The sequence below is a fragment of the Flavobacterium sp. MEB061 genome (assembly GCF_000834715.1).
GTDB lineage: Bacteria > Bacteroidota > Bacteroidia > Flavobacteriales > Flavobacteriaceae > Flavobacterium > Flavobacterium pectinovorum.
Map to the genome: position 1 here is coordinate 1 of NZ_JXQR01000001.1, position 19,636 is coordinate 19,636.

Annotated in this window: 13 protein-coding genes; all 13 read left to right on the forward strand. The window is 34.9% G+C overall.

Going from position 1 to position 19,636, the window contains the following annotated elements; genetic code table 11:
- The first annotated feature begins 81 nt into the window (after positions 1 to 81).
- The 13 genes from RT99_RS00005 (at position 82) to RT99_RS00060 (ending at position 19,423) form a co-directional block, all read left to right on the forward strand.
- Positions 82 to 678, forward strand: coding sequence for a TetR/AcrR family transcriptional regulator (locus RT99_RS00005; protein ID WP_042562678.1), 597 nt, complete (start codon positions 82 to 84; stop codon positions 676 to 678).
- Between the two features lie 6 nt (positions 679 to 684).
- Positions 685 to 912 carry a hypothetical protein gene (locus RT99_RS00010; RefSeq protein WP_042562679.1) on the forward strand — a complete coding sequence of 76 codons (228 nt, stop codon included), beginning with the start codon at positions 685 to 687 and terminating at the stop codon, positions 910 to 912.
- 21 nt (positions 913 to 933) lie between these two features.
- Positions 934 to 2,196: an MFS transporter gene (locus RT99_RS00015; RefSeq protein WP_042562680.1), complete on the forward strand. Its 1,263-nt coding sequence runs from the start codon at positions 934 to 936 to the stop codon at positions 2,194 to 2,196.
- Positions 2,197 to 2,655: 459 nt separating this feature from the next.
- On the forward strand, positions 2,656 to 3,666 hold the full coding sequence (locus tag RT99_RS00020; protein ID WP_042562681.1) for a LacI family DNA-binding transcriptional regulator: 1,011 nt from the start codon (positions 2,656 to 2,658) through the stop codon (positions 3,664 to 3,666).
- Between the two features lie 307 nt (positions 3,667 to 3,973).
- Entirely contained in the window at positions 3,974 to 7,063 is a 3,090-nt protein-coding gene (locus RT99_RS00025; protein ID WP_042562682.1) for a SusC/RagA family TonB-linked outer membrane protein, read from the forward strand.
- Positions 7,064 to 7,073: 10 nt separating this feature from the next.
- A complete protein-coding gene (locus RT99_RS00030; protein ID WP_042562691.1) occupies positions 7,074 to 8,591 on the forward strand; it encodes a SusD/RagB family nutrient-binding outer membrane lipoprotein in 1,518 nt (505 codons plus the stop codon).
- Between the two features lie 339 nt (positions 8,592 to 8,930).
- A complete protein-coding gene (locus RT99_RS00035) occupies positions 8,931 to 10,919 on the forward strand; it encodes a glycoside hydrolase family 2 protein (RefSeq protein WP_042562683.1) in 1,989 nt (662 codons plus the stop codon).
- Positions 10,920 to 11,072: 153 nt separating this feature from the next.
- Positions 11,073 to 13,349 carry a GH92 family glycosyl hydrolase gene (locus RT99_RS00040; protein ID WP_052483418.1) on the forward strand — a complete coding sequence of 759 codons (2,277 nt, stop codon included), beginning with the start codon at positions 11,073 to 11,075 and terminating at the stop codon, positions 13,347 to 13,349.
- Between the two features lie 165 nt (positions 13,350 to 13,514).
- Positions 13,515 to 15,800: a GH92 family glycosyl hydrolase gene (locus RT99_RS00045; RefSeq protein WP_042562684.1), complete on the forward strand. Its 2,286-nt coding sequence runs from the start codon at positions 13,515 to 13,517 to the stop codon at positions 15,798 to 15,800.
- Between the two features lie 4 nt (positions 15,801 to 15,804).
- Positions 15,805 to 17,268: a glycoside hydrolase family 125 protein gene (locus tag RT99_RS00050; protein WP_042562685.1), complete on the forward strand. Its 1,464-nt coding sequence runs from the start codon at positions 15,805 to 15,807 to the stop codon at positions 17,266 to 17,268.
- 103 nt (positions 17,269 to 17,371) lie between these two features.
- Positions 17,372 to 18,280, forward strand: coding sequence for an ROK family protein (locus tag RT99_RS00055; RefSeq protein WP_042562693.1), 909 nt, complete (start codon positions 17,372 to 17,374; stop codon positions 18,278 to 18,280).
- A 412-nt stretch (positions 18,281 to 18,692) separates the two neighbouring features.
- Positions 18,693 to 18,854, forward strand: a complete 162-nt coding sequence (locus tag RT99_RS25210) for a hypothetical protein (RefSeq protein ID WP_165587168.1) — start codon at positions 18,693 to 18,695, stop codon at positions 18,852 to 18,854.
- The gene (locus RT99_RS00060; RefSeq protein WP_042562686.1) at positions 18,854 to 19,423 is read left to right on the forward strand and encodes a GNAT family N-acetyltransferase; all 570 of its coding nucleotides are present in this window, start codon (positions 18,854 to 18,856) and stop codon (positions 19,421 to 19,423) included. Before RT99_RS25210 ends, RT99_RS00060 begins: the two co-directional genes overlap by 1 nt.
- Positions 19,424 to 19,636: the final 213 nt, after the last annotated feature.

Genomic DNA, 19,636 nt, shown 5'->3' on the forward strand with positions numbered 1-19,636 from the left:
TTTTTTCACATCAAATAAAAAAATAATAAATAAAAGAATGTTCATTCATTTATTATTTTAACTTTGCTAAAAATAGTTGTCATGAGAATAAGAGATACAGATAAAGAAAATTTGGTCATTGAAAATGCAATCGATCAAATTGTACGAGATGGATTTCAGGGTTTTAGCATGAATAAATTAGCAAAAGCCTGTTCTATTTCTGTCGCCACTTTATATATCTATTACAAAGACAAAGATGATTTAATTCAAAAAATAGGCGGAAAAATGGCATTAAAGTTCTTTTCGGGAACGGTTAAAGATTTTTCGCCGGATATGTCCTTTGAAGAAGGTTTGTGGAAACAATGGGAAAACCGCGCCAACTTTACGATGAAATATCCAAAAGAAGTTGCATTTTTTGAAATAATCAAACATTCGCCTCACGCAGAAACTATTTTAGATTCAATTAAAGAGTTTTCAGATTTCAGGGCTATTATGAAACAGTTTATTGACAACGGACTGAAAAATAAAGAGCTAATTCCGATGACATTTGAAGCTTTTTGGAGCATCGCTTATGGGCCATTATATACTTTACTGAATTTTCATACCGAAGGTAAAAGTATGGGAGGAAAACCATTTGTGTTGACCAAAGAAATAATGAGAGAAGCTTTTCAGGCCACTATTAAAGCATTAAAACCATGAAAAATTATGGAAACAGATTTACACAAAATACACATTTTTAAAACAAACATTGATAAAATATTTCCGGATTGTGCCATCAATACAACATTGGGCAATCACAATGATATTCAGCAATGGAGTGTCGATTGTGAAGATGTCGATCGTGTACTTCGCGTTGTTTCAGAAACGCTGCAGCCAGAAGTAATTATCGGCATCATCAATGAACTTGGCCACGAGTGCCAGGAATTACCTTAATCAAAATATCACCAATCTTATATGGAAAAAAATACAACAGAAAGCTTTGCTTTTACTTCACATCAAAAAATAATTATTGCCATACTGGCACTTTTACAATTTACCGTTATACTCGATTTTATGGTAATTTCCCCATTGGGAGATATCCTGATGAAAACATTGGATATGACAACTGCAAACTTTGGTTTTGCTGTTTCTGCTTACGCCTTTAGTGCCGGAATTTCGGGATTGCTTGCTGCAGGTTTTGCTGATAAGTTTGACAGAAAAAAACTCTTGATTTTCTTTTATACCGGTTTTATTATCGGAACTGTTTTTTGTGCCCTTTCTACAAGTTATTTAATGTTGCTGATGGCAAGAATCGTTACCGGACTTTTTGGTGGCGTTATTGGTTCGGTTTCATTGGCAATTGTAACCGATTTATTTGTTATTCAGCAAAGAGGGCGTGTCATGGGTTTTATTCAAATGGCATTTGCAACCAGTCAGATTTTGGGTATTCCGGTAGGATTATATTTTGCCAATAACTGGGGCTGGCATTCAGCATTTATTATGATTGCCGTTTTAGGGGCGCTTATTTTAATTGCCATAATTACGCAAATGCAGCCCATAACAAAACACTTAGAACTACAGTCGGAAAAAAATCCTTTTTTACATCTTTGGCACACATTAAGCAACAAACATTATCAGGTAGGATTTACAGCAATTGCCTTTCTTTCTGTTGGAGGTTTTATGCTGCAGCCATTCGGTACCGCCTATTTGGTAAACAACATTCATATCAGTCATCTTCAATTGCCAATGGTATTTTTCTTCACCGGACTTTCGGTGCTTTTTATAATGCCTTTGATTGGAAAACTGAGTGATAAAATAAGTAAGTTTAAATTGTTTGCGGCAGGATCTGTGATTTCTGTTATAATGATTTTAATTTACACCAATCTTGATCCAATTCCGTTATGGGAAATTGTCGTAATCAATATGATTCTTTTTATGGGAATTATGAGCCGTATGATTCCCGCAACAACCCTTAATACAGCAATTCCTGAAATGAAAGATCGTGGTGCTTATATGTCTATTACTTCATCTTTGCAACAAATTGCAGGTGGAATTGCAGCCGTTTGTGCCGGGTTTATTGTTCATCAGGAAACAAAAACTTCGCCATTAGAAAACTATGACATATTGGGTTATGTAATTGCAGTCGTTACATTAATGACAGTATTTTTAATGTGGCGGGTAAACCAATTGGCAAAATCAAAAGATAAAGCTTTGGAAACGCCTGTTATTATCGAATAAAATTTCAAAATACTTAAAATAAAAATCCTTGTAAACATAAGTTTACAAGGATTTTTTATGTTTAATCCGTAAATGTAATATCGAAAAAAATAAGTCGTATTGCTTGTTTTTTACAGTCTTATTCTGCAGTTCCCGAAGAGGAACAGGATTACTACATATCAAACTGTCATAGCTGTCAAAATGGTAAACGAAAACTTCTTTAAAAGACTCGAAAAAATCATTGACAACTCAAAATCAAACATCATTTTGAACGTTTATTACTAATAAATCGTAATGGTCAAAATAACCTTATAAATAAATTAATTATTTGCTAAATGCTTATATTTACTGATGATTGTTCTTATTTAGTAGAATAAAAAAATGATTTATTCAAAAAAATAATTACAAAATCGTTTTAGTAATTGTTTTTGCATATATTTGTGATATCGTTAATAAGCTTACAAAACCACAATCTGCTGAATGAAAAAGATTACTATTAAGGATATTGCTACAGAAGCCGAAGTATCCATATCTACGGTATCTTTTGTCATTAATGGTAAGGGAGAGAAAATGGGAATTAGTGGTGCTGTTATTAAAAAAGTACAAGATGTAGCAGAAAGGCTTCACTATAGACCAAGCATGATAGCGACCAGTCTTAGAACCGGAAAAACGCGATCTATTGGTTTAATTGTTGAAGATATTTCCAATCAGTTCTTTGCTGATTTGGCCAGAGTAATTGAAGACGAAGCTAAAAATATCGATTACAGAGTTTTTTATTGCAGTACAGGCGATGATGATGAACGTTCACAAGAATTAATACATAGTCTTTTGCAGGCAAACGTAGATGGTTTTATTATAACTCCCACAAAAAATCTGGAAGAAAGTGTTGAACTTCTTATAAAATTGAAAAAACCCGTAGTTTTAATAGACAGGTATTTTCCAGGACAAAGAGTAAGCCATGTTGCAATGGATAATTACGAAGCATCAAATTCAGCTACCAAATTCCTGATTAATAAAGGCTGTAAGAATATTGCAGTTGTTAATAATACGTCTGAAATGATTCAGATGTCATTGAGAGAAGATGGTTGCAGAGACGCGTTGAAAGAAGCGGGAATTTATAAAGATTCACTTGTTCTTCACATGGAATACCACAGCAATGAACAAAACAGAATTGCAGCTGTAGTAGAATTTTTTCAGAAGAATAAAGAAATTGATGCCGTTATATTTCTAACGAATTATATGGGACTTACAGGTTTACAAGCTTTTAAAGATATGGGAATCAGAATTCCGGAGGATATTTCGGTTGTTAGTTTTGACGATCATGACAGTTTTAAATTACATACGCCAACCATTACAGTGATTGAACAGCCAATAAAAGAAATTGCTGTTAAATCGATACAATTGTTAATGAGTCAAATGACTGATATGGAGGTTTATAAAGTAGAAAAGAGCCTTAAAAAAGGAAAATTAATTATAAGAGAATCGGTGTAAAAACCAGCTTGAAATAGGAAAAAAATAAAAGCAAATTGATTTTGTTTTTTTTTAACCGTTTTTACTAAATCGTTTTAGTAAAATTTTAGTTGAGTAAAATAAATAATCCGCAATACAGTTATATCTGGTTTGCTATATCGATTGCGTAAAATATAGAAAGTCTATGTTGCTATTAACCAATAGTATTCAATGCGTGGAGACCACTGAATACCATATACAATTGAGTTCAAATTTTTATTAATTATTAAAACAAGCAGATTAAACAAAACAAAACAAAATCAAAACAAAATTAAACCAAAAAATGCTTATGAAACGAATATTGGCAATGTTAGCGATGGTGTTGTTGAGCAGCTTAGGAGCTGTAGCACAAAACCGCTTAATAACAGGCATAGTAGCAGATGGAGACAACAAGGGAGTTGTTGCTGCATCAATCGAAGTTCAGGGAAAACCTTTTAGCGCAATTACAGACGCAGAAGGTCGATTTAGAATGAACGTTCCCGAAGGTAAGGTTACTTTGAATGTATCTTCTATGGGTTTTGTATCAAAATCAGTAGTACTTCAGGAAAATGAAACCAGAATTTCAGTTGTATTAGTAGAAAATACACAGGAATTAAAAGATGTTGTAGTAACTTCATTTGGAGTTAAAAAACAAAGAAAAAGTTTAGGTTATGCCGTTGGAGAATTAAAAGGTGATGAGCTGACAAAAAACAAAGAAATCAATTTAGGAAATGCACTTCAGGGAAAAATTGCCGGAGTAAACGTTTCTGCGCCCGTTACAGGTCCATCCGGGTCAAGTCGTGTTGTAATTCGTGGAGCAACTTCTGCTTCAGGACTTAACCAGCCCTTATATGTTGTAGATGGTATTCCGATAGACAATAGTCAGCAAGGAAATGCCGGAATGTACGGAGGAGCAGATAAAGGAGATGGAATGTCTTCTTTTAATCCGGATGATATCGCTTCGATGTCGGTATTAAAAGGTAGTGCAGCTTCTGCACTTTACGGGTACAGAGGATCAAACGGTGTTATTTTGATTACAACTAAAAAAGGAAAAAGCGGAACTGGAATTGGAGTAGATTTTAGTACAAATTCTACCTTCAATACACCGGCAAGTTTATTAAGATGGCAGGATCAATACGGAGCTGGAGCGCCTGTAAATGGTGTTGCAACAAGATTTACAAGTTTACAGGAACTTAGGGATTCTTACTATTTTGCCTGGGGTGATAAATACGACGGAACCCCTTCTATTGGTATCGATGGAACGACAAGACCATATCAGGCATACGGACAAGACAACGTTAAAAATTTCTACAGAACCGGATATTCTTTCAGTAATACTTTAGCAATTTCCGGAGGAAACGAAACGACTAATTTCAGGTTATCTTTTGGAAATACTAAAGACGAATCTATTTTGCCAGGAACGAACTTTGGAAGAAATAACGTGACTTTGAGCTTGAATTCAGCGCCAAACAAAAAGGTAAGCATAGAGACAAATGCACAGTATATTTCTGAGAAAAGTCATAACAGACCTTATTTGAATGACTCTCCAAGAAACCCGTCTTTTCCGGTTACTTTTATGACTCCGGGAACAGACATTAGATGGATCAACAATGCATATGATGAAAATGGAGGAGAGGCAGACTATTTTGCCTCAAATGTATATCAGACAAATCCATATTTTGCTACGCAGGAAGACCTGAACAACGATCTTAGAAAACGTTTTATAGGTTCTGCAAAAGTAAATTATAATATTACCGATAAAATTTACGCAAAAGCTGTAGTGGGTATCGATGATATTAATTATGAATTTACAGAGATCGAACCAACCGGAATTAACTATGCACCGGGAGGAGCTTATGAAAACACAGTTCAAAACCGTTCTGAGTTTAATGCTTCAGGTTATTTAGGATACAAAGGCGATATCGTTAAAAATCTTTCTTTAGATGCTTTTATCGGAGCAAACCGTCAGGATAACAGAATGAGTGGTATTAAAATGAGAGGAAATAACTTCATAGTTCCGTTCAAGTATTTTTATGCAAACACTCAGCCTGTAAAAACAGAAAAATTATTTTCTGAAAGCCAGGTAAATTCACTTTTTTATTCAGCAGATTTAGGGTATAAAGATTTCTTGTATGTGAGTTTAACGGGCCGTGAAGATTGGTTTTCAACTTTAGATCCGGCAAATAACAGTACTTTTTACCCATCTGTGAGTACGAGTTTTATTTATTCTGAAGTAATTAAATTACCGGAATGGATGTCTTATGGTAAAATTAGAGCAGGTTGGGGTAATGTTGGTGGAGCTTTGCCGGATGCTTATGCTTTATCACTAACTTATACTGCGCCAGACGGACAAACAGATTCGCAAGGACAGCCAATTTTAGGTATTAATGGAGAAACAGTTCCAAACAAATATTTAAAACCTTATAATGTAAGTACAATCGAATTTGGTTTCGAAAATACATTTTTCAACAACAGATTAAGTACAGATTTGACTTTTTACCAAAAAAGAACAACGAATGATATTGCCGATGCTGATATTTCTAAAGCTTCCGGTTACAGAACTACAAAAATCAATGTGGGAGAAATCCTGAATCAGGGTGTTGAATTTGCCGTAAATGTAAAAGCAGTAAAAACACCTAATTTTAGCTGGAGTGTTGGTTACAATTTTGCTTACAACGAAAGTGAAGTTGTTAATCTTTCCGATAAAATTCCAACAAAACTTTTAGATGATAACAGAGATGCAAGAGCTTCAGTAGTATTAGAGAAAGGACAGCCTTTTGGTGTAATCAAAGCTTATGATTATTTGAGAGATGCAAACGGAAATATTGTACTTGACCCAAGCGGTAAATTCCTTAGAGGAAACTTAATCATTGCAGGACAAGGTGTTGCGCCAACTTCAATGGGACTTTCAAATGATTTCTCTTATAAAAATTTCACACTTTCTGTTTTCGTAGATGCGAAATTTGGAGGAGAAATTTATTCTGCAACAAACCAATTAGGAATGCGTTACGGATTATCTGAAGCTTCGCTTCCTGGCCGTGAAGGCGGAGTTGCAGTTTCAGGAACTGATACTAACGGAAATCCTGTAAACACAACCGTTTCTGCATACGATTACTGGAGAAGTTATAGCGATGTAACATCAAATTTTGTTTACGATGCTGATTTTGTAAAACTAAGAGCAATCTCTTTTAGCTACAATTTTCCAAAAGAGTATATCAAAAAAACACCTTTCCAATCGATTAGTTTAGCATTCTCTGCCCATAATTTATGGACAATTTATGACAAAGTGCCTAATATCGATCCAGAGTCAAACTATAATAATAGTAATGCTCAGGGACTTGAAAGAGCTTCTATGCCTTTGACAAGAAATTATGGTTTAACACTTAATGTCAAATTCTAATAATAAAAAGATGAAAAATAAAGCTATAAAAATATTTTGTATCGCAATTGTTAGTGCCATGACATTAGCATCATGCGATAAAGGATTTGAAGAAATGAATACGAATCCAAATGCCTTAACAGATCCTGCAATAAAATCGATGTTTACACTTGCTGAGATTTATGTTGACGGTCAGGATTTTTCTAATACACGAGGAAATAACATTTATGCAGCACAAATCGTACAGCAATTTTCTTCACCAGGAGGAGCAGGTTCAAAATACACCTATTCTTCTGAATATTCAGCGGCTCTTTTTGGAGAATCTTACGGAAAAGGATTGAACCAGATTTATCAGTTAATGTCGGTTTTACCAAACACTGATGAAAATTCAAACACAATTCAGGCTTTAAGAATTATGAAAGTTTTAATGTTTCAAAAACTAACAGATACTTATGGAGAAGTTCCTTATTTTGAAGCAGGAAAAGGATACAATGGAAATATTTTTACCCCAAAATATGACACTCAGGAAGCTATTTACAATGACCTTTTAAAAGAATTAGACGAAGCCGGAACAGCGTTGGATGCTAACAAAGGTTTTGTTGGTGCAGCAGATTTGTATTACCAAAGCGATGTTGCAAGATGGAAAAAATTGGCCAATTCCGTAATGCTAAGAGTAGCGATGCGTTTATCTAAAGTAAATCCGGCTAAGGCTAAAGAATATGTAGAAAAAGCAGTTTCAAAAGGTGTTTTTACTTCAAATGATGACAGCCTTGTTTTAAAACATGATGCAGGTCCGCAAGGAGTTAGAACAAATCCTATCACTTCTGCATGGGTTACAAATGATTTAAACAAAGGAGAAGCAAATATAAAATTCAGTAAAACATTTATCGATTTATTGAAAAACACAAACGATCCGCGTTTAAGAATCTATGCTAAATTAGAAGCAACGGGAGATAACAACCCTGCAAACCAACAAGGTCTTGCCAATGATGCTAAAGACTTTCCGGGAGGAGACAAAAAAGTTTTCTCAGACCCAAATACTTCAACCGTATTACGTTTAGATGCACCAACATTAATTATGTCATATGCCGAAGTTCAATACATATTGGCAGAAGCAGCAGTAAAAGGCTGGAACGTTGGCGGAAGTGCACAGCAATATTATGAAAACGGTGTAAAAGCAGCAATGGAAATACTAACCATTTTTGGAGACAAAGTTCCAGCCGTTACAAGTGCAGAATACAACACTTACATCACCACTTATCCGTTTAAAACTGCAGGAACTGATGCTGAAAAAATCGAACAGATTATCACTCAAAAATGGATTGTATTGTTGTTTAATGGTTTTGAAGCTTTTTCAGAATACAGAAGAACAGGATATCCGGTTTTAGTTCCGGTAAATGATCCTACGGGAGAAACAAACGGAACAATTCCGAGAAGATTAATCTACGATCAGTCAGAGCTTTTAACAAATGCAGATAATTATCAACAAGCAATAAGCCGTCAGGGATTAGACAGAATGACAACCAGAATCTGGTGGGATAAGCAATAGTTTAAATTTAGTCAGTTAGTTGAGTTTTTGACTTAAGCCGGGTAGGATTACCTGTACCGCGCCCGGCTTATTTTTTTTGAAGGTTCAGAGGTTCAGAGGTTCAAAGAGACAAAGCTTTGCGAACTTATATCAACTTTTATGTTCAAAGCTTCAAAAAAACTTTGCGTCCCGAGGCTTCGGGATTGCGTAAAACCTTTGCGAACTCTGCGGTTAAATTTTTATGTTCAAAAGGAAGAAAAAATTACACTTTGCAGTAAATTTATATTCAAAGATTATCAGAAAAAATCCGCCTAAATCCGTGTCATCCGCGTTCCATTACTTGCAGCAAAAAAATAAAAAATGAAATTTATAAAAAACTTTTATTGGTTAATATGTCTTTATATTGCGAATCTCTCATTTGTAGTCAATGCTCAAAATATTGATATAAAAGAAGATTGGCAATATCGGGAAATAAAAACTGATAAATGGTTTCCAGCCACAGTGCCGGGAGAAATTCACACTGATTTACTGAATAATAAAGCAATTCCGGATCCATTTTACAGAGACAATGAAAAAAAAGTACAATGGATAGAAAAGAAAGATTGGGAATACAAAACTACTTTTAAAGTTACCGCATCAACATTAAAAAAGAAAAATACAGAACTGGTTTTTGACGGTTTAGATACCTACGCAACAGTTTATCTAAACAACCAATTGATTTTAACAGCCAATAACATGTTCCGTCAATGGCGTGTAGATGTAAAGAAGATTTTAAAATCAGGAAATAATGATTTGGTTGTCGTTTTCAAATCGGCGCAAAATGTAGTCGATTCACTGGCAAAAAAAGATTTGCCCTTTATAATTCCGGACAATCCACGAGCTTATGTTCGCAAAGCACAATACCATTTTGGATGGGATTGGGGACCAAAATTCACCACATGTGGAATATGGAAAACACCACGTTTAGAAGCTTACGATGAAAAATCTTCGGAGAAACCATACGTTCTAAATCGCAAAATAGAATTAATACAACAGCCAGACAGTCTTGGTAAATCATTTTATTTTAAAATTGATGGAAAACCAGTTTATATGAAAGGCGCTAATTATATCCCGTCTGATGCTTTTCTTTCGAGAATGAACAAAAAAGAATATGAAAAAGTAATTGCTCTTGCCAAAGATGCCAATATGAATATGCTTCGTGTTTGGGGCGGCGGTATTTACGAGGACGATTATTTTTATGATTTATGTGATAAATACGGAATCAATGTCTGGCAGGATTTTATGTTTGCCGGAACAATGGTGCCGGGCGACAAAGCTTTTTTTGACAATGTAAAAGAAGAAGTTCAGTATCAGGTAAAACGCCTGCGACATCATCCAAGTATCGTTTTATGGTGCGGTAACAACGAAAGCGATGAGGCTTTTAAAAGTTGGGGATGGCAAAAAAGCATGAAAATGTCCAAACAAGATTCAACCCGTTTGTGGCATGATTACGTAAGATTGTTTCACGACAGTATTCCGAAATGGGTAAAAGAAGTCGACGGAAAAAGACCTTATATTAGTTCTTCACCTTTATTTCATTGGTCAAAAGAAAAAAGTACTACCCAGGGCGACAGTCATTATTGGGGAACGTGGTGGGGTTTGCAGGATATTGAAATCACAGAGAAAAAAACAGGGCGTTTTGTGAGCGAATACGGAATGGAAGCAATGCCTAATTATTCTTCAATAGAAAAATTTACCTTGCCCGAAGATCGGTACTTATACTCGGATATTCTCGAAGCACATCAAAAAGCCGGAAAAGGATTTATGAAATTAGAATCTTATTTGAATCGCTATTTCATCAGTTCAGAAAAAATAAAAAAGATGTCTGTTGAAGATTATACCTATCTCACACAATGTCTGCAATATTTTGCCTTAAAAAATATCATCGGAATCCATCGTTCAAAAGCACCCTACAATATGGGAACTTTAGTCTGGCAACTCAACGATTGCTGGCCCGTAGCAAGCTGGAGCGTAACCGATTATTACGATCGACAGCCCAAAGCGGCATGGTATGCAATGAAAGAAGCCTATCGGGATGACAAAACCCCTGAAATTGAGTTAACACGCCCAATCGATTTAAAACTCGAAGATCCAAAATTAACATGGGTAGTAAAAGGAAATAAAGTAACTTTAAAAGCTGTGAAACCAGCAAAATACGTATGTATTTCCATAAAAGGATATACCGGAAAATGGAGCGATAATTACATTGATCTGAAAGAAGGAGAAGAAAAAACAATTTCTTTTGAAGGGAAAATAGATAAGCCGGTTTTAAAAGTCTATTCGCTTTTTGAGGTTTTGAAGAAATATTAATTAAGGTTCAAAGTTACAAAGGTTCAAAGCGACAAAGGTTTTCCGTAGAGACGCACAGCAGTGCTTCTATTTAGGTCCAAAATTTAGAGAAAATAGCACATAAATTTGTGTCATCCGCGTTCCATCACGCAATTAAATAAAAAATATAGAATAATGTTTACAAAGTATAACAAAACAGTCTTTACCAGTATTTTAGCGATAAGCCTATTTTTTGCAAATCCCGCAATTTCACAGCAAAAGAAAACAAAAGAAAAAAGTATCGATTACACACAATATGTAAATCCCTTAATAGGTTCAGCAGGGCATGGTCATGTTTTTGTGGGCGCGAATGTTCCTTTTGGAGCCGTTCAGTTAGGACCCGTAAATATTTTTGAAGGCTGGGATTGGTGTAGCGGTTACAACTATGCCAGTAATACCATTTTAGGTTTTACGCACACGCATTTAAGCGGAACCGGAATTGGAGATTTAAACGATATTCTGTTACTTCCTGTTTCAGGGAAAGTGCCGCTTTTTAAAGGCACAAAAGAAGATATGGTAAACGGTTACGGTTCTTATTTTTCTCATGAAAATGAAATTAGCAAACCCGGTTATTACAGTGTTTTGCTTGATAAATATAAAATTAAAGCAGAACTAACAGCCAGCGAAAGAGTTGGTTTTCATAAATATACTTTTAACGGTGCTACAGATTCTCATATCTTATTAGATCTTGCCGATGGTGTAGGATGGGATAAACCCGTAAAAACGTTCATTAAAAAAATAAACGACAAGACAATTGTTGGTTATCGTTTCTCTTCGGGATGGGCTGTCGATCAGCGTGTTTATTTTGCGATTGAATTTTCTGAACCTATTTCAAATCTGGCATTATACGATGATAGAACTGCAGTTTCAGGAAACGAAGGCGAAGGTTTAAAAATGAAAGCAGTTTTAGATTTTACATCTTTAAAAAACAAACAGGTTTTAGTAAAAGTTGGAATTTCCCCGGTAAGTTACGAGAATGCATTAGGAAACATAAAAACCGAAATTCCGAATTGGGATTTTGACAAAACAGTCAAAGAAGCCACCTCAAAATGGAACAATGAATTAAGCAAAATTCAGATCAAAGCCAATGATAAAACGATGAAGGTTTTTTATACTTCATTGTATCACACGGCATTCGCACCTTCAATTTTTAATGATGCAAACGGAGATTACAGAGGAACAGACAAAAAGGTTTACGAAAAAGCCAATTTTACCAACTACACGACTTTTTCTCTTTGGGATACGTATCGTGGTTTACATCCTTTATACACCATTACGCAGCCGGATAAAATTAATGACATTGTAAAATCATTTTTGGCGATTTACCAACAGCAGGGAAGATTACCCGTTTGGCATTTAATGGGCAATGAAACCAATACTATGAACGGAAATCATTCGATCGCAGTAATTGTAGACGCCTATTTAAAAGGCTACAGAGATTATGATACTAATTTAGCGTACGAAGCCATCAAAAAAACGGCCATGCAAACCCGTGACGGAATGGATTATGTTCAGAAATTAGAATATATTCCTGCTGATAAAATGCTGGAATCTGTTGGGAATGCTTTAGAATATGCTATTGATGATTATTGTGTGGCGCAAATGGCAAAAGCCTTAAACAAGACAGAAGATTATACTTATTTCACAAAAAGAGCCAATTTATACAAACTTTATTTTGATAAAGAAACCACTTTCATGCGTGGAAAATTAACCGATGGAAATTGGAGAACACCTTTTAATCCGCTTTCGTCAGCACACCGAAAAGACGATTATGTAGAAGGAAATGCATGGCAATATACCTGGCTGGTTCCACAGGATCCGTATGGTTTAATAGATTTGTTTGGAAGCGAAACTAAGTTTTTAGAAAAATTAGACCAATTATTTCTGATAACAGATAAAGTAGAAGGTGAAGAAGTTTCTCCGGATATCAGTGGTTTAATCGGACAATATGCACAAGGAAACGAGCCAAATCATCATATTCCGTATTTGTATGCATACGCAGGCCAGCCTTGGAAAACTGCAAAATTAATTCGCGAAATTGATGATAAATTTTATTCGACAAAACCAGACGGATTATGCGGAAATGAAGATTTAGGGCAAATGTCGGCCTGGTATGTTTTATCCTCAATGGGATTTTATTCTGTTAATCCCGCAAATGGAATTTATGTTTTAGGAAGTCCATTGGTAAACGAAGCCACAATTCATCACAAAAAAAGCATCTCATTTACATTGAAAGCAATCGATAACAGTGCCATAAATATCTATATTCAAAAAGCAACATACAACGGAAAACCGTATACAAAATCATACATCACACACGATATGATTGCAAAAGGAGGAGAATTGAAATTATTTATGGGAAGCAAGCCTTCGGCGACTTTTGGGGTTAAAAAAGAAGACAGGCCTCAATAATTGTAGATTTAAGAATGTTGATTTTAGATTTAAGAATTGAGGATCATCTCCTGCAAGGTTTTCAAAACCTTGTAGGTATAGTTTAAGTTTTCGGGTGTTTTTTAGAATAAAAATATATAATACCTACAAGGTTTTGAAAACCTTGCAGAATAATAAAAATAGTAGATGAAAATAAGATATTTATTTTTTTTAGGGTTAATACAATTTTGTGTTTTTGTAAACGCGCAGGAAAAATCTATAGATCCCGTAGAATATGTAAACCCGTTAATGGGAACACAGTCGTTGCCCAATCTTTCAAACGGAAATACCTATCCAGCAATTTGCAGGCCTTGGGGAATGAATTTCTGGACGCCGCAAACCGGTAAAATGGGAGACGGATGGGCGTATACTTATACCGCCGAAAAAATTAGAGGATTTAAGCAAACGCATCAGCCTTCGCCGTGGATGAACGATTACGGACAATTTTCGATTATGCCCGTAACCGGAAAAATAGTTTTTGACGAAACAGAAAGAGCAAGCTGGTTCAGCCATAAAGCTGAGGTTTCAAAACCATATTACTACAGCGTTTATCTTGCTGATTATGATGTTACGACAGAAATTACAGCAACAGAAAGAGCAGCACATTTTCAAATTACATTTCCAGAAAACGAGAAATCTTCGATAGTTGTTGATGCATTTGATAAAGGATCTTACATCAAAATAATTCCATCAGAAAATAAAATTATAGGTTATACAACACGCAACAGTGGCGGAGTTCCAACGAATTTTAAAAACTATTTTGTTTTGGTATTCGACAAACCTTTTGCATCCAATTATACCTGGCATGATAAAATTTTAGAAAAAGATAAATTAGAAAAAACTAATATTCATGTGGGTGCAATAGTCACTTTTAAAACCAAAAAAGGAGAAATAATAAATGTAAAAACTGCTTCATCATTTATTAGTCCGGAACAAGCGGAATTGAATTTGAAGAACGAATTAGGTACATCATCATTTCAGGAAACTTTAGAAAACTCTAAAAAAGAATGGAATACTGTTTTGAGTAAAGTTAAAGCCGAAGGTGGAACTGAAGAACAGCTAAAAACATTTTATTCGTGTTTATATCGCGCGACTTGTTTTCCTCAAAAACAATATGAAATAGATGCTAGTGGCGATGTTATTCATTACAGTCCATACAACGGCAAGGTTTTACCGGGCTATATGTACGCAGGAACAGGATTTTGGGATACGTTTCGTGCTCTTTATCCATTGCTAAATTTGGTTTATCCTTCGATAAATAAAGAAATGCAGGAAGGCTTAATTAATGATTATAACGAGGGCGGATTTTTGCCGGAATGGTCAAGTCCCGGTTTTAGAAATGTGATGGTTGGAAATAATTCTGCCTCAGTAGTTTCTGATGCTTATATGAAAGGGTTGCGTGGTTACGACATCAATAAATTGTATGAAGCCTTAGTGCACGGCGCCAACAATGAAGGACCGATGGATGCTGTGGGCAGAAAAGGAGTTTCGTATTATAATACATTAGGCTATGTTCCTTATAATGTAAAAATCAACGAGAATGCTGCCAGAACGCTTGAATATGCTTATGATGATTTCGCGATCTGGAAACTGGCAAAAGCCTTAGACCGTCCAAATAAAGAGATTAAGTTATTCGAAAAAAGAATGATGAATTATAAAAATCTCTATAATCCGGCGATCGGATTAATGAGTGGAAGAAATCTGGACGGAAGTTTTCCTGCCAATTTTAATCCGCTAAAATGGGGAGATGCTTTTACAGAAGGAAATGCCTGGCATTATAGCTGGAGCGTTTTTCATGACATACAGGGTTTGATTGATTTAATGGGCGGTGAGAAAAATTTCACAGCAAAATTAGATGCTGTTTTTACAACGCCTCCGGTTTTTGATGACAGTTATTACGGATCTGTAATTCATGAAATCCGAGAAATGCAAATCATGAATATGGGGCAATATGCGCACGGAAACCAACCCATTCAGCATATGATATATTTGTATAATTATGCAGGAGAACCGTGGAAAACACAATATTGGTCCAGAGAAGTAATGAATCGTTTATACAAACCAACACCCGACGGATATTGTGGTGATGAAGATAACGGACAAACTTCTGCCTGGTATATTTTCTCTGCAATGGGATTTTATCCGGTTTGCCCCGCAACAGAAGAGTATGTTTTGGGAGCGCCTTTGTTTAAAAAAGTGACTTTACAACTAGAAAATGGAAAACAGTTTATTATCAACGCTCCCGATAATTCTGAAATTAACCGATATGTCGAAGAGTTAGAATGGGGCAATAAAAATTATTCCAATAATTATATCAACCATTTTGATGTATTAGAAGGCGGCGAATTAAATTTCGATATGACAAGTTCTCCTAATTTAAAAAGAGGAACTTCAGCAAAAAACTATCCTTATTCTTATTCAAATTCAAAATAATATTATGCACTCACGTAGAAAATTTATAAAAAATACAGGCATTTTTTCTGCCGGATTATTGGCACTTCAAACCGATGTTTTTGCACTTCCGTCAGATACTTTCAATTTTGCGCTTAAAGATTTTATCAGCAAAAGGCCACCATTGGCCGAAAGGAAATTTACAAGCGAAGCTGTAGAAAAAGCAATTGTTCGCATCAAAAAACAAATCGCTAATCCGGAGCTTGCGTGGCTGTTCGAAAATTGTTTTCCAAATACTTTAGACACCACAGTTGATTTTGAAATTATTGATGGAAAACCCGATACTTACGTCATTACCGGCGATATCGATGCGATGTGGCTTCGGGATAGTACCGCTCAGATCTGGCCGTACATTCCGTTTGTAAAAGAAGATAAAAAACTGGCAGAATTGCTAAAAGGCGTAATCAATCGTCAGGCAAAATGTATTTTGTTAGATCCTTATGCCAATGCCTTTTATAAAGATTTTACAAAAGAAAGCGAGTGGAAAAATGATTTAACCAAAATGCAGCCCGGAATTCATGAACGCAAATGGGAAATAGACAGTTTATGTTACCCAATTCGCCTGGCGCATGGCTACTGGAAGGAGACCGGAGACATAAGCTTATTTGATAGTAAGTGGAAAGAAGCCATGCTTTTGGTATTACAAACATTTAAAGAACAGCAAAGATTAGACGGAAAAGGCGGTCCTTATAGTTTTCAGCGTCAAACGGCGTGGGCAACAGATGGCGTTCCGTTAGGCGGATACGGATATCCTGTAAAACCTTGCGGACTAATTGTTTCGACTTTCAGACCAAGTGATGACAGTACGTTATTTGGCTATTTAATTCCGAGTAATATGTTTGCGATTGAAGTACTTGGATATCTAATCGAAATTTTCTCTTTGCCAGCCTTAAAAGATGATAATCTGGTTGCTAAAGCCAAAGAACTAAGAGATCAGGTTCAGAAAGGATTAGAAGAAAACGGAATCATCGAACATCCGAAATTTGGAAAAATAATTGCTTTTGAAGTAAACGGATACGGCAGTTTTCATATGATGGATGATGCCAATGTTCCTTCGTTATTGTCATTGCCGTATTTAGGTGCAATAGAGCCTGATAATCAGCTTTATTTGAATACGAGAAAAGTAGTGCTTTCAGAAAACAATCCGTTTTTCTACAAAGGAAAAGCAGGAGAAGGAATTGGCGGCCCGCATACGGGAGTTGATACGATTTGGCCAATGAGTATAGTTTTGAGAGCGATTACAAGTGTTGATGAAAAAGAAATCAAAATGTGTATCAGTAATTTGATCAAAACTAATGCAGATACCGGTTTTATGCACGAATCATTTCATAAAGATGATGTTGCCAAATTTACCCGAAAATGGTTTGCTTGGGCAAATACACTTTTTGGAGAAATGATTGTTCATACGAGCATCAAATATCCTCAGATTTTAAAAGATAAAAACATTTAATTAAAAAAATATTAAACCATTAAGAGATTAAGTAAAATTAAGTAATTGTACTTGATTTAATTCTATGTGTCTTAATCTCTTAATGGTAAAAAAAGACAAAAGCATGAATAAAAATTACGCTGTAGGAATAGATATTGGAGGAACACATATTACCGCTGCGGTTATCAATATTTTAGATATGAAAGTGATTGACTTTTCGCTGCATAAAGAATGTTTCGATTCTAATATGCCGGTTGAAAAAGTCATGGCTGTTTGGAAAAAAGCAATTGAAATTTCGATTGGAAATTCAAAAATAAAAAACATAAAAGGTCTGGCGATTTGTATGCCAGGCCCGTTTGATTATGAAAACGGAATTTGCCGGATCAAAGACCAATCAAAATACGAACATTTTTACGGTTTAAATGTGCGTGATTTGCTTCACGAAACACTAAATCTTTCAAGCGATTTTCCAATTCTTTTTGAAAATGATGCCGTTTGTTTTGGAAAAGGCGAAGTATTTAAAAATGCGGCTAATCTTTCAAAAAAAGTAATGGCAGTAACTCTGGGAACCGGACTTGGCGCTTGTTTTATTGATAAAGGAGTTTCGATTTCTACCGGAGAATCAGTTCCTCAGGATGGAGAAATCTGGAACCTTCCGTATAAAACCGGAATTGCCGAAGATTACGTTTCAGTTCGCGGACTTTTAAATAGCTATAAATCGTTAACCGGAAAAAAACTGAATAACGGGTTAGAACTTTTTAATTTGGCTGTAGCCGAAGATAAAATTGCCATACAGGTTTTTGAAGAAATGGGCGAGGATCTGGCTTTGGTTGTGATTTCGTGGTTAGAAAAATTTGGAGCAGAAAGTTTTATTATTGGCGGAAAAATAGCAAATGCAAGTGAATTTTTCCTGAATTCCTTCAACAGAAAATTAAAAGAAAACGGAGTTGAAATCACGGTTTCTATTTCTGTAGATAATGAAATTGCGGCATTATTGGGAGCTGCGAGTTTGCTTTATGTTAGTGATTTTTAAAATAATAATAATTATAATCTCCAATATACTATTGAAGATACTGAAAGCATAATAAGAAAAATTATTTTTTCATGGTGTTGCAATGTACATTTCTCCAAGGAATATTTTTAAATGAGCATTATTGATGAATTATAAATTAATAATAATCATAAACAAAAAATATCATGAAACTCTTTCGGTACACATCAAGAAAGTTTACTCCTGAAAAAGAAGAGTAACAAAATTTATTTTAGCACTAATTTTTTAATATTTAAGAAGCAAACCGTAAATATCTTGATAAAAATATGTTTTATAGATCTACATTTTGTATGTTTGTCGAGTCATAAAACTACTTATCTTTCTTACAAAAAAGAGATGAATAATAAAATGTGGTTTTTCGTAAAACAAATTTCGTAATCAAATATTCATCACAATGGCGAAGCCAATCAAAAATACTCCTGTTTTAAGAGGTAAAGAAGCTGTTAACTTTTATAAATCTATCGATTCTAATAGAGATAAAAAAGTTAGTGTTGATACTTTAAATTCAATTCGAACTGACGCGAATAAATTAAAAGAAATTCTAAAGATAAATTAATGCCCTTAACTGGTTTTTCATTTTCCAGATTAAATTCTACAACAAACATACTTCCTTTTGAATGTGGTGACGAAGATTTGAATAGCTTCCTTAACAATAAAGCTATCCCTTATAAAAAAGAACTGCTGGCTACCACTTATTTACTCGAAAGTGGGGATAGAACAATAGCTTATTTAAGTATTTACAATGATGCTTTAGCTGTTCAGGAGAAGGATTTTGCTTCAAAAGGTGCTTTCAACAGATTATTAAAAGAAATGCTTTCACATCCTAAAAGGCATTTGCGACAATTTCCTGCAATCAAAATTGGAAGACTAGCAGTTTGTGAATCAACAAAAAAAGAACGAAAAGGAATTGGCAAAGCATTGGTAAATTTTGTTATTGATTTAGCTTTGGAACAAAATATTAGCTGCGCATGTCAGTTAATAACTGTTGATGCATATAGTCAATCATTAGATTTTTATAAAAAATTAGGTTTCAAGTTTCTTACAGATAGTGATGAAGACGATGATACAAGACAAATGTATCTCGATCTTAGACCACTGATGAACACAGCTTACGATATTGCATAGAAAAGAAAACCGCCCGAGTAATAAGGAGGTTTTAATATTTTGAGCACACATGTACAGCAACTTTAGAGTAAGAAGTAAACATTCGTCAGAATTAATCAAAGTAAGATAAATTGTTTTCCAGCACTTAATGATTTATAATATTATAGCCATAAGCAAATTCATCACTTCAGTCATAGTTTAGATTCTGAAATAGAACATAATTCTAGCTCGAAG

Excerpts from the sequence above, each read along its gene's own strand:
- RT99_RS00005 (WP_042562678.1), top strand. The coding sequence starts at position 82 with ATGAGAATAAGAGATACAGATAAAGAAAATTTGGTCATTGAAAATGCA.
- RT99_RS00010 (WP_042562679.1), top strand. The coding sequence starts at position 685 with ATGGAAACAGATTTACACAAAATACACATTTTTAAAACAAACATTGAT.
- RT99_RS00015 (WP_042562680.1), top strand. The coding sequence starts at position 934 with ATGGAAAAAAATACAACAGAAAGCTTTGCTTTTACTTCACATCAAAAA.
- RT99_RS00020 (WP_042562681.1), top strand. The coding sequence starts at position 2,656 with ATGAAAAAGATTACTATTAAGGATATTGCTACAGAAGCCGAAGTATCC.
- RT99_RS00025 (WP_042562682.1), top strand. The coding sequence starts at position 3,974 with ATGAAACGAATATTGGCAATGTTAGCGATGGTGTTGTTGAGCAGCTTA.
- RT99_RS00030 (WP_042562691.1), top strand. The coding sequence starts at position 7,074 with ATGAAAAATAAAGCTATAAAAATATTTTGTATCGCAATTGTTAGTGCC.
- RT99_RS00035 (WP_042562683.1), top strand. The coding sequence starts at position 8,931 with ATGAAATTTATAAAAAACTTTTATTGGTTAATATGTCTTTATATTGCG.
- RT99_RS00040 (WP_052483418.1), top strand. The coding sequence starts at position 11,073 with ATGTTTACAAAGTATAACAAAACAGTCTTTACCAGTATTTTAGCGATA.
- RT99_RS00045 (WP_042562684.1), top strand. The coding sequence starts at position 13,515 with ATGAAAATAAGATATTTATTTTTTTTAGGGTTAATACAATTTTGTGTT.
- RT99_RS00050 (WP_042562685.1), top strand. The coding sequence starts at position 15,805 with ATGCACTCACGTAGAAAATTTATAAAAAATACAGGCATTTTTTCTGCC.
- RT99_RS00055 (WP_042562693.1), top strand. The coding sequence starts at position 17,372 with ATGAATAAAAATTACGCTGTAGGAATAGATATTGGAGGAACACATATT.
- RT99_RS25210 (WP_165587168.1), top strand. The coding sequence starts at position 18,693 with ATGGCGAAGCCAATCAAAAATACTCCTGTTTTAAGAGGTAAAGAAGCT.
- RT99_RS00060 (WP_042562686.1), top strand. The coding sequence starts at position 18,854 with ATGCCCTTAACTGGTTTTTCATTTTCCAGATTAAATTCTACAACAAAC.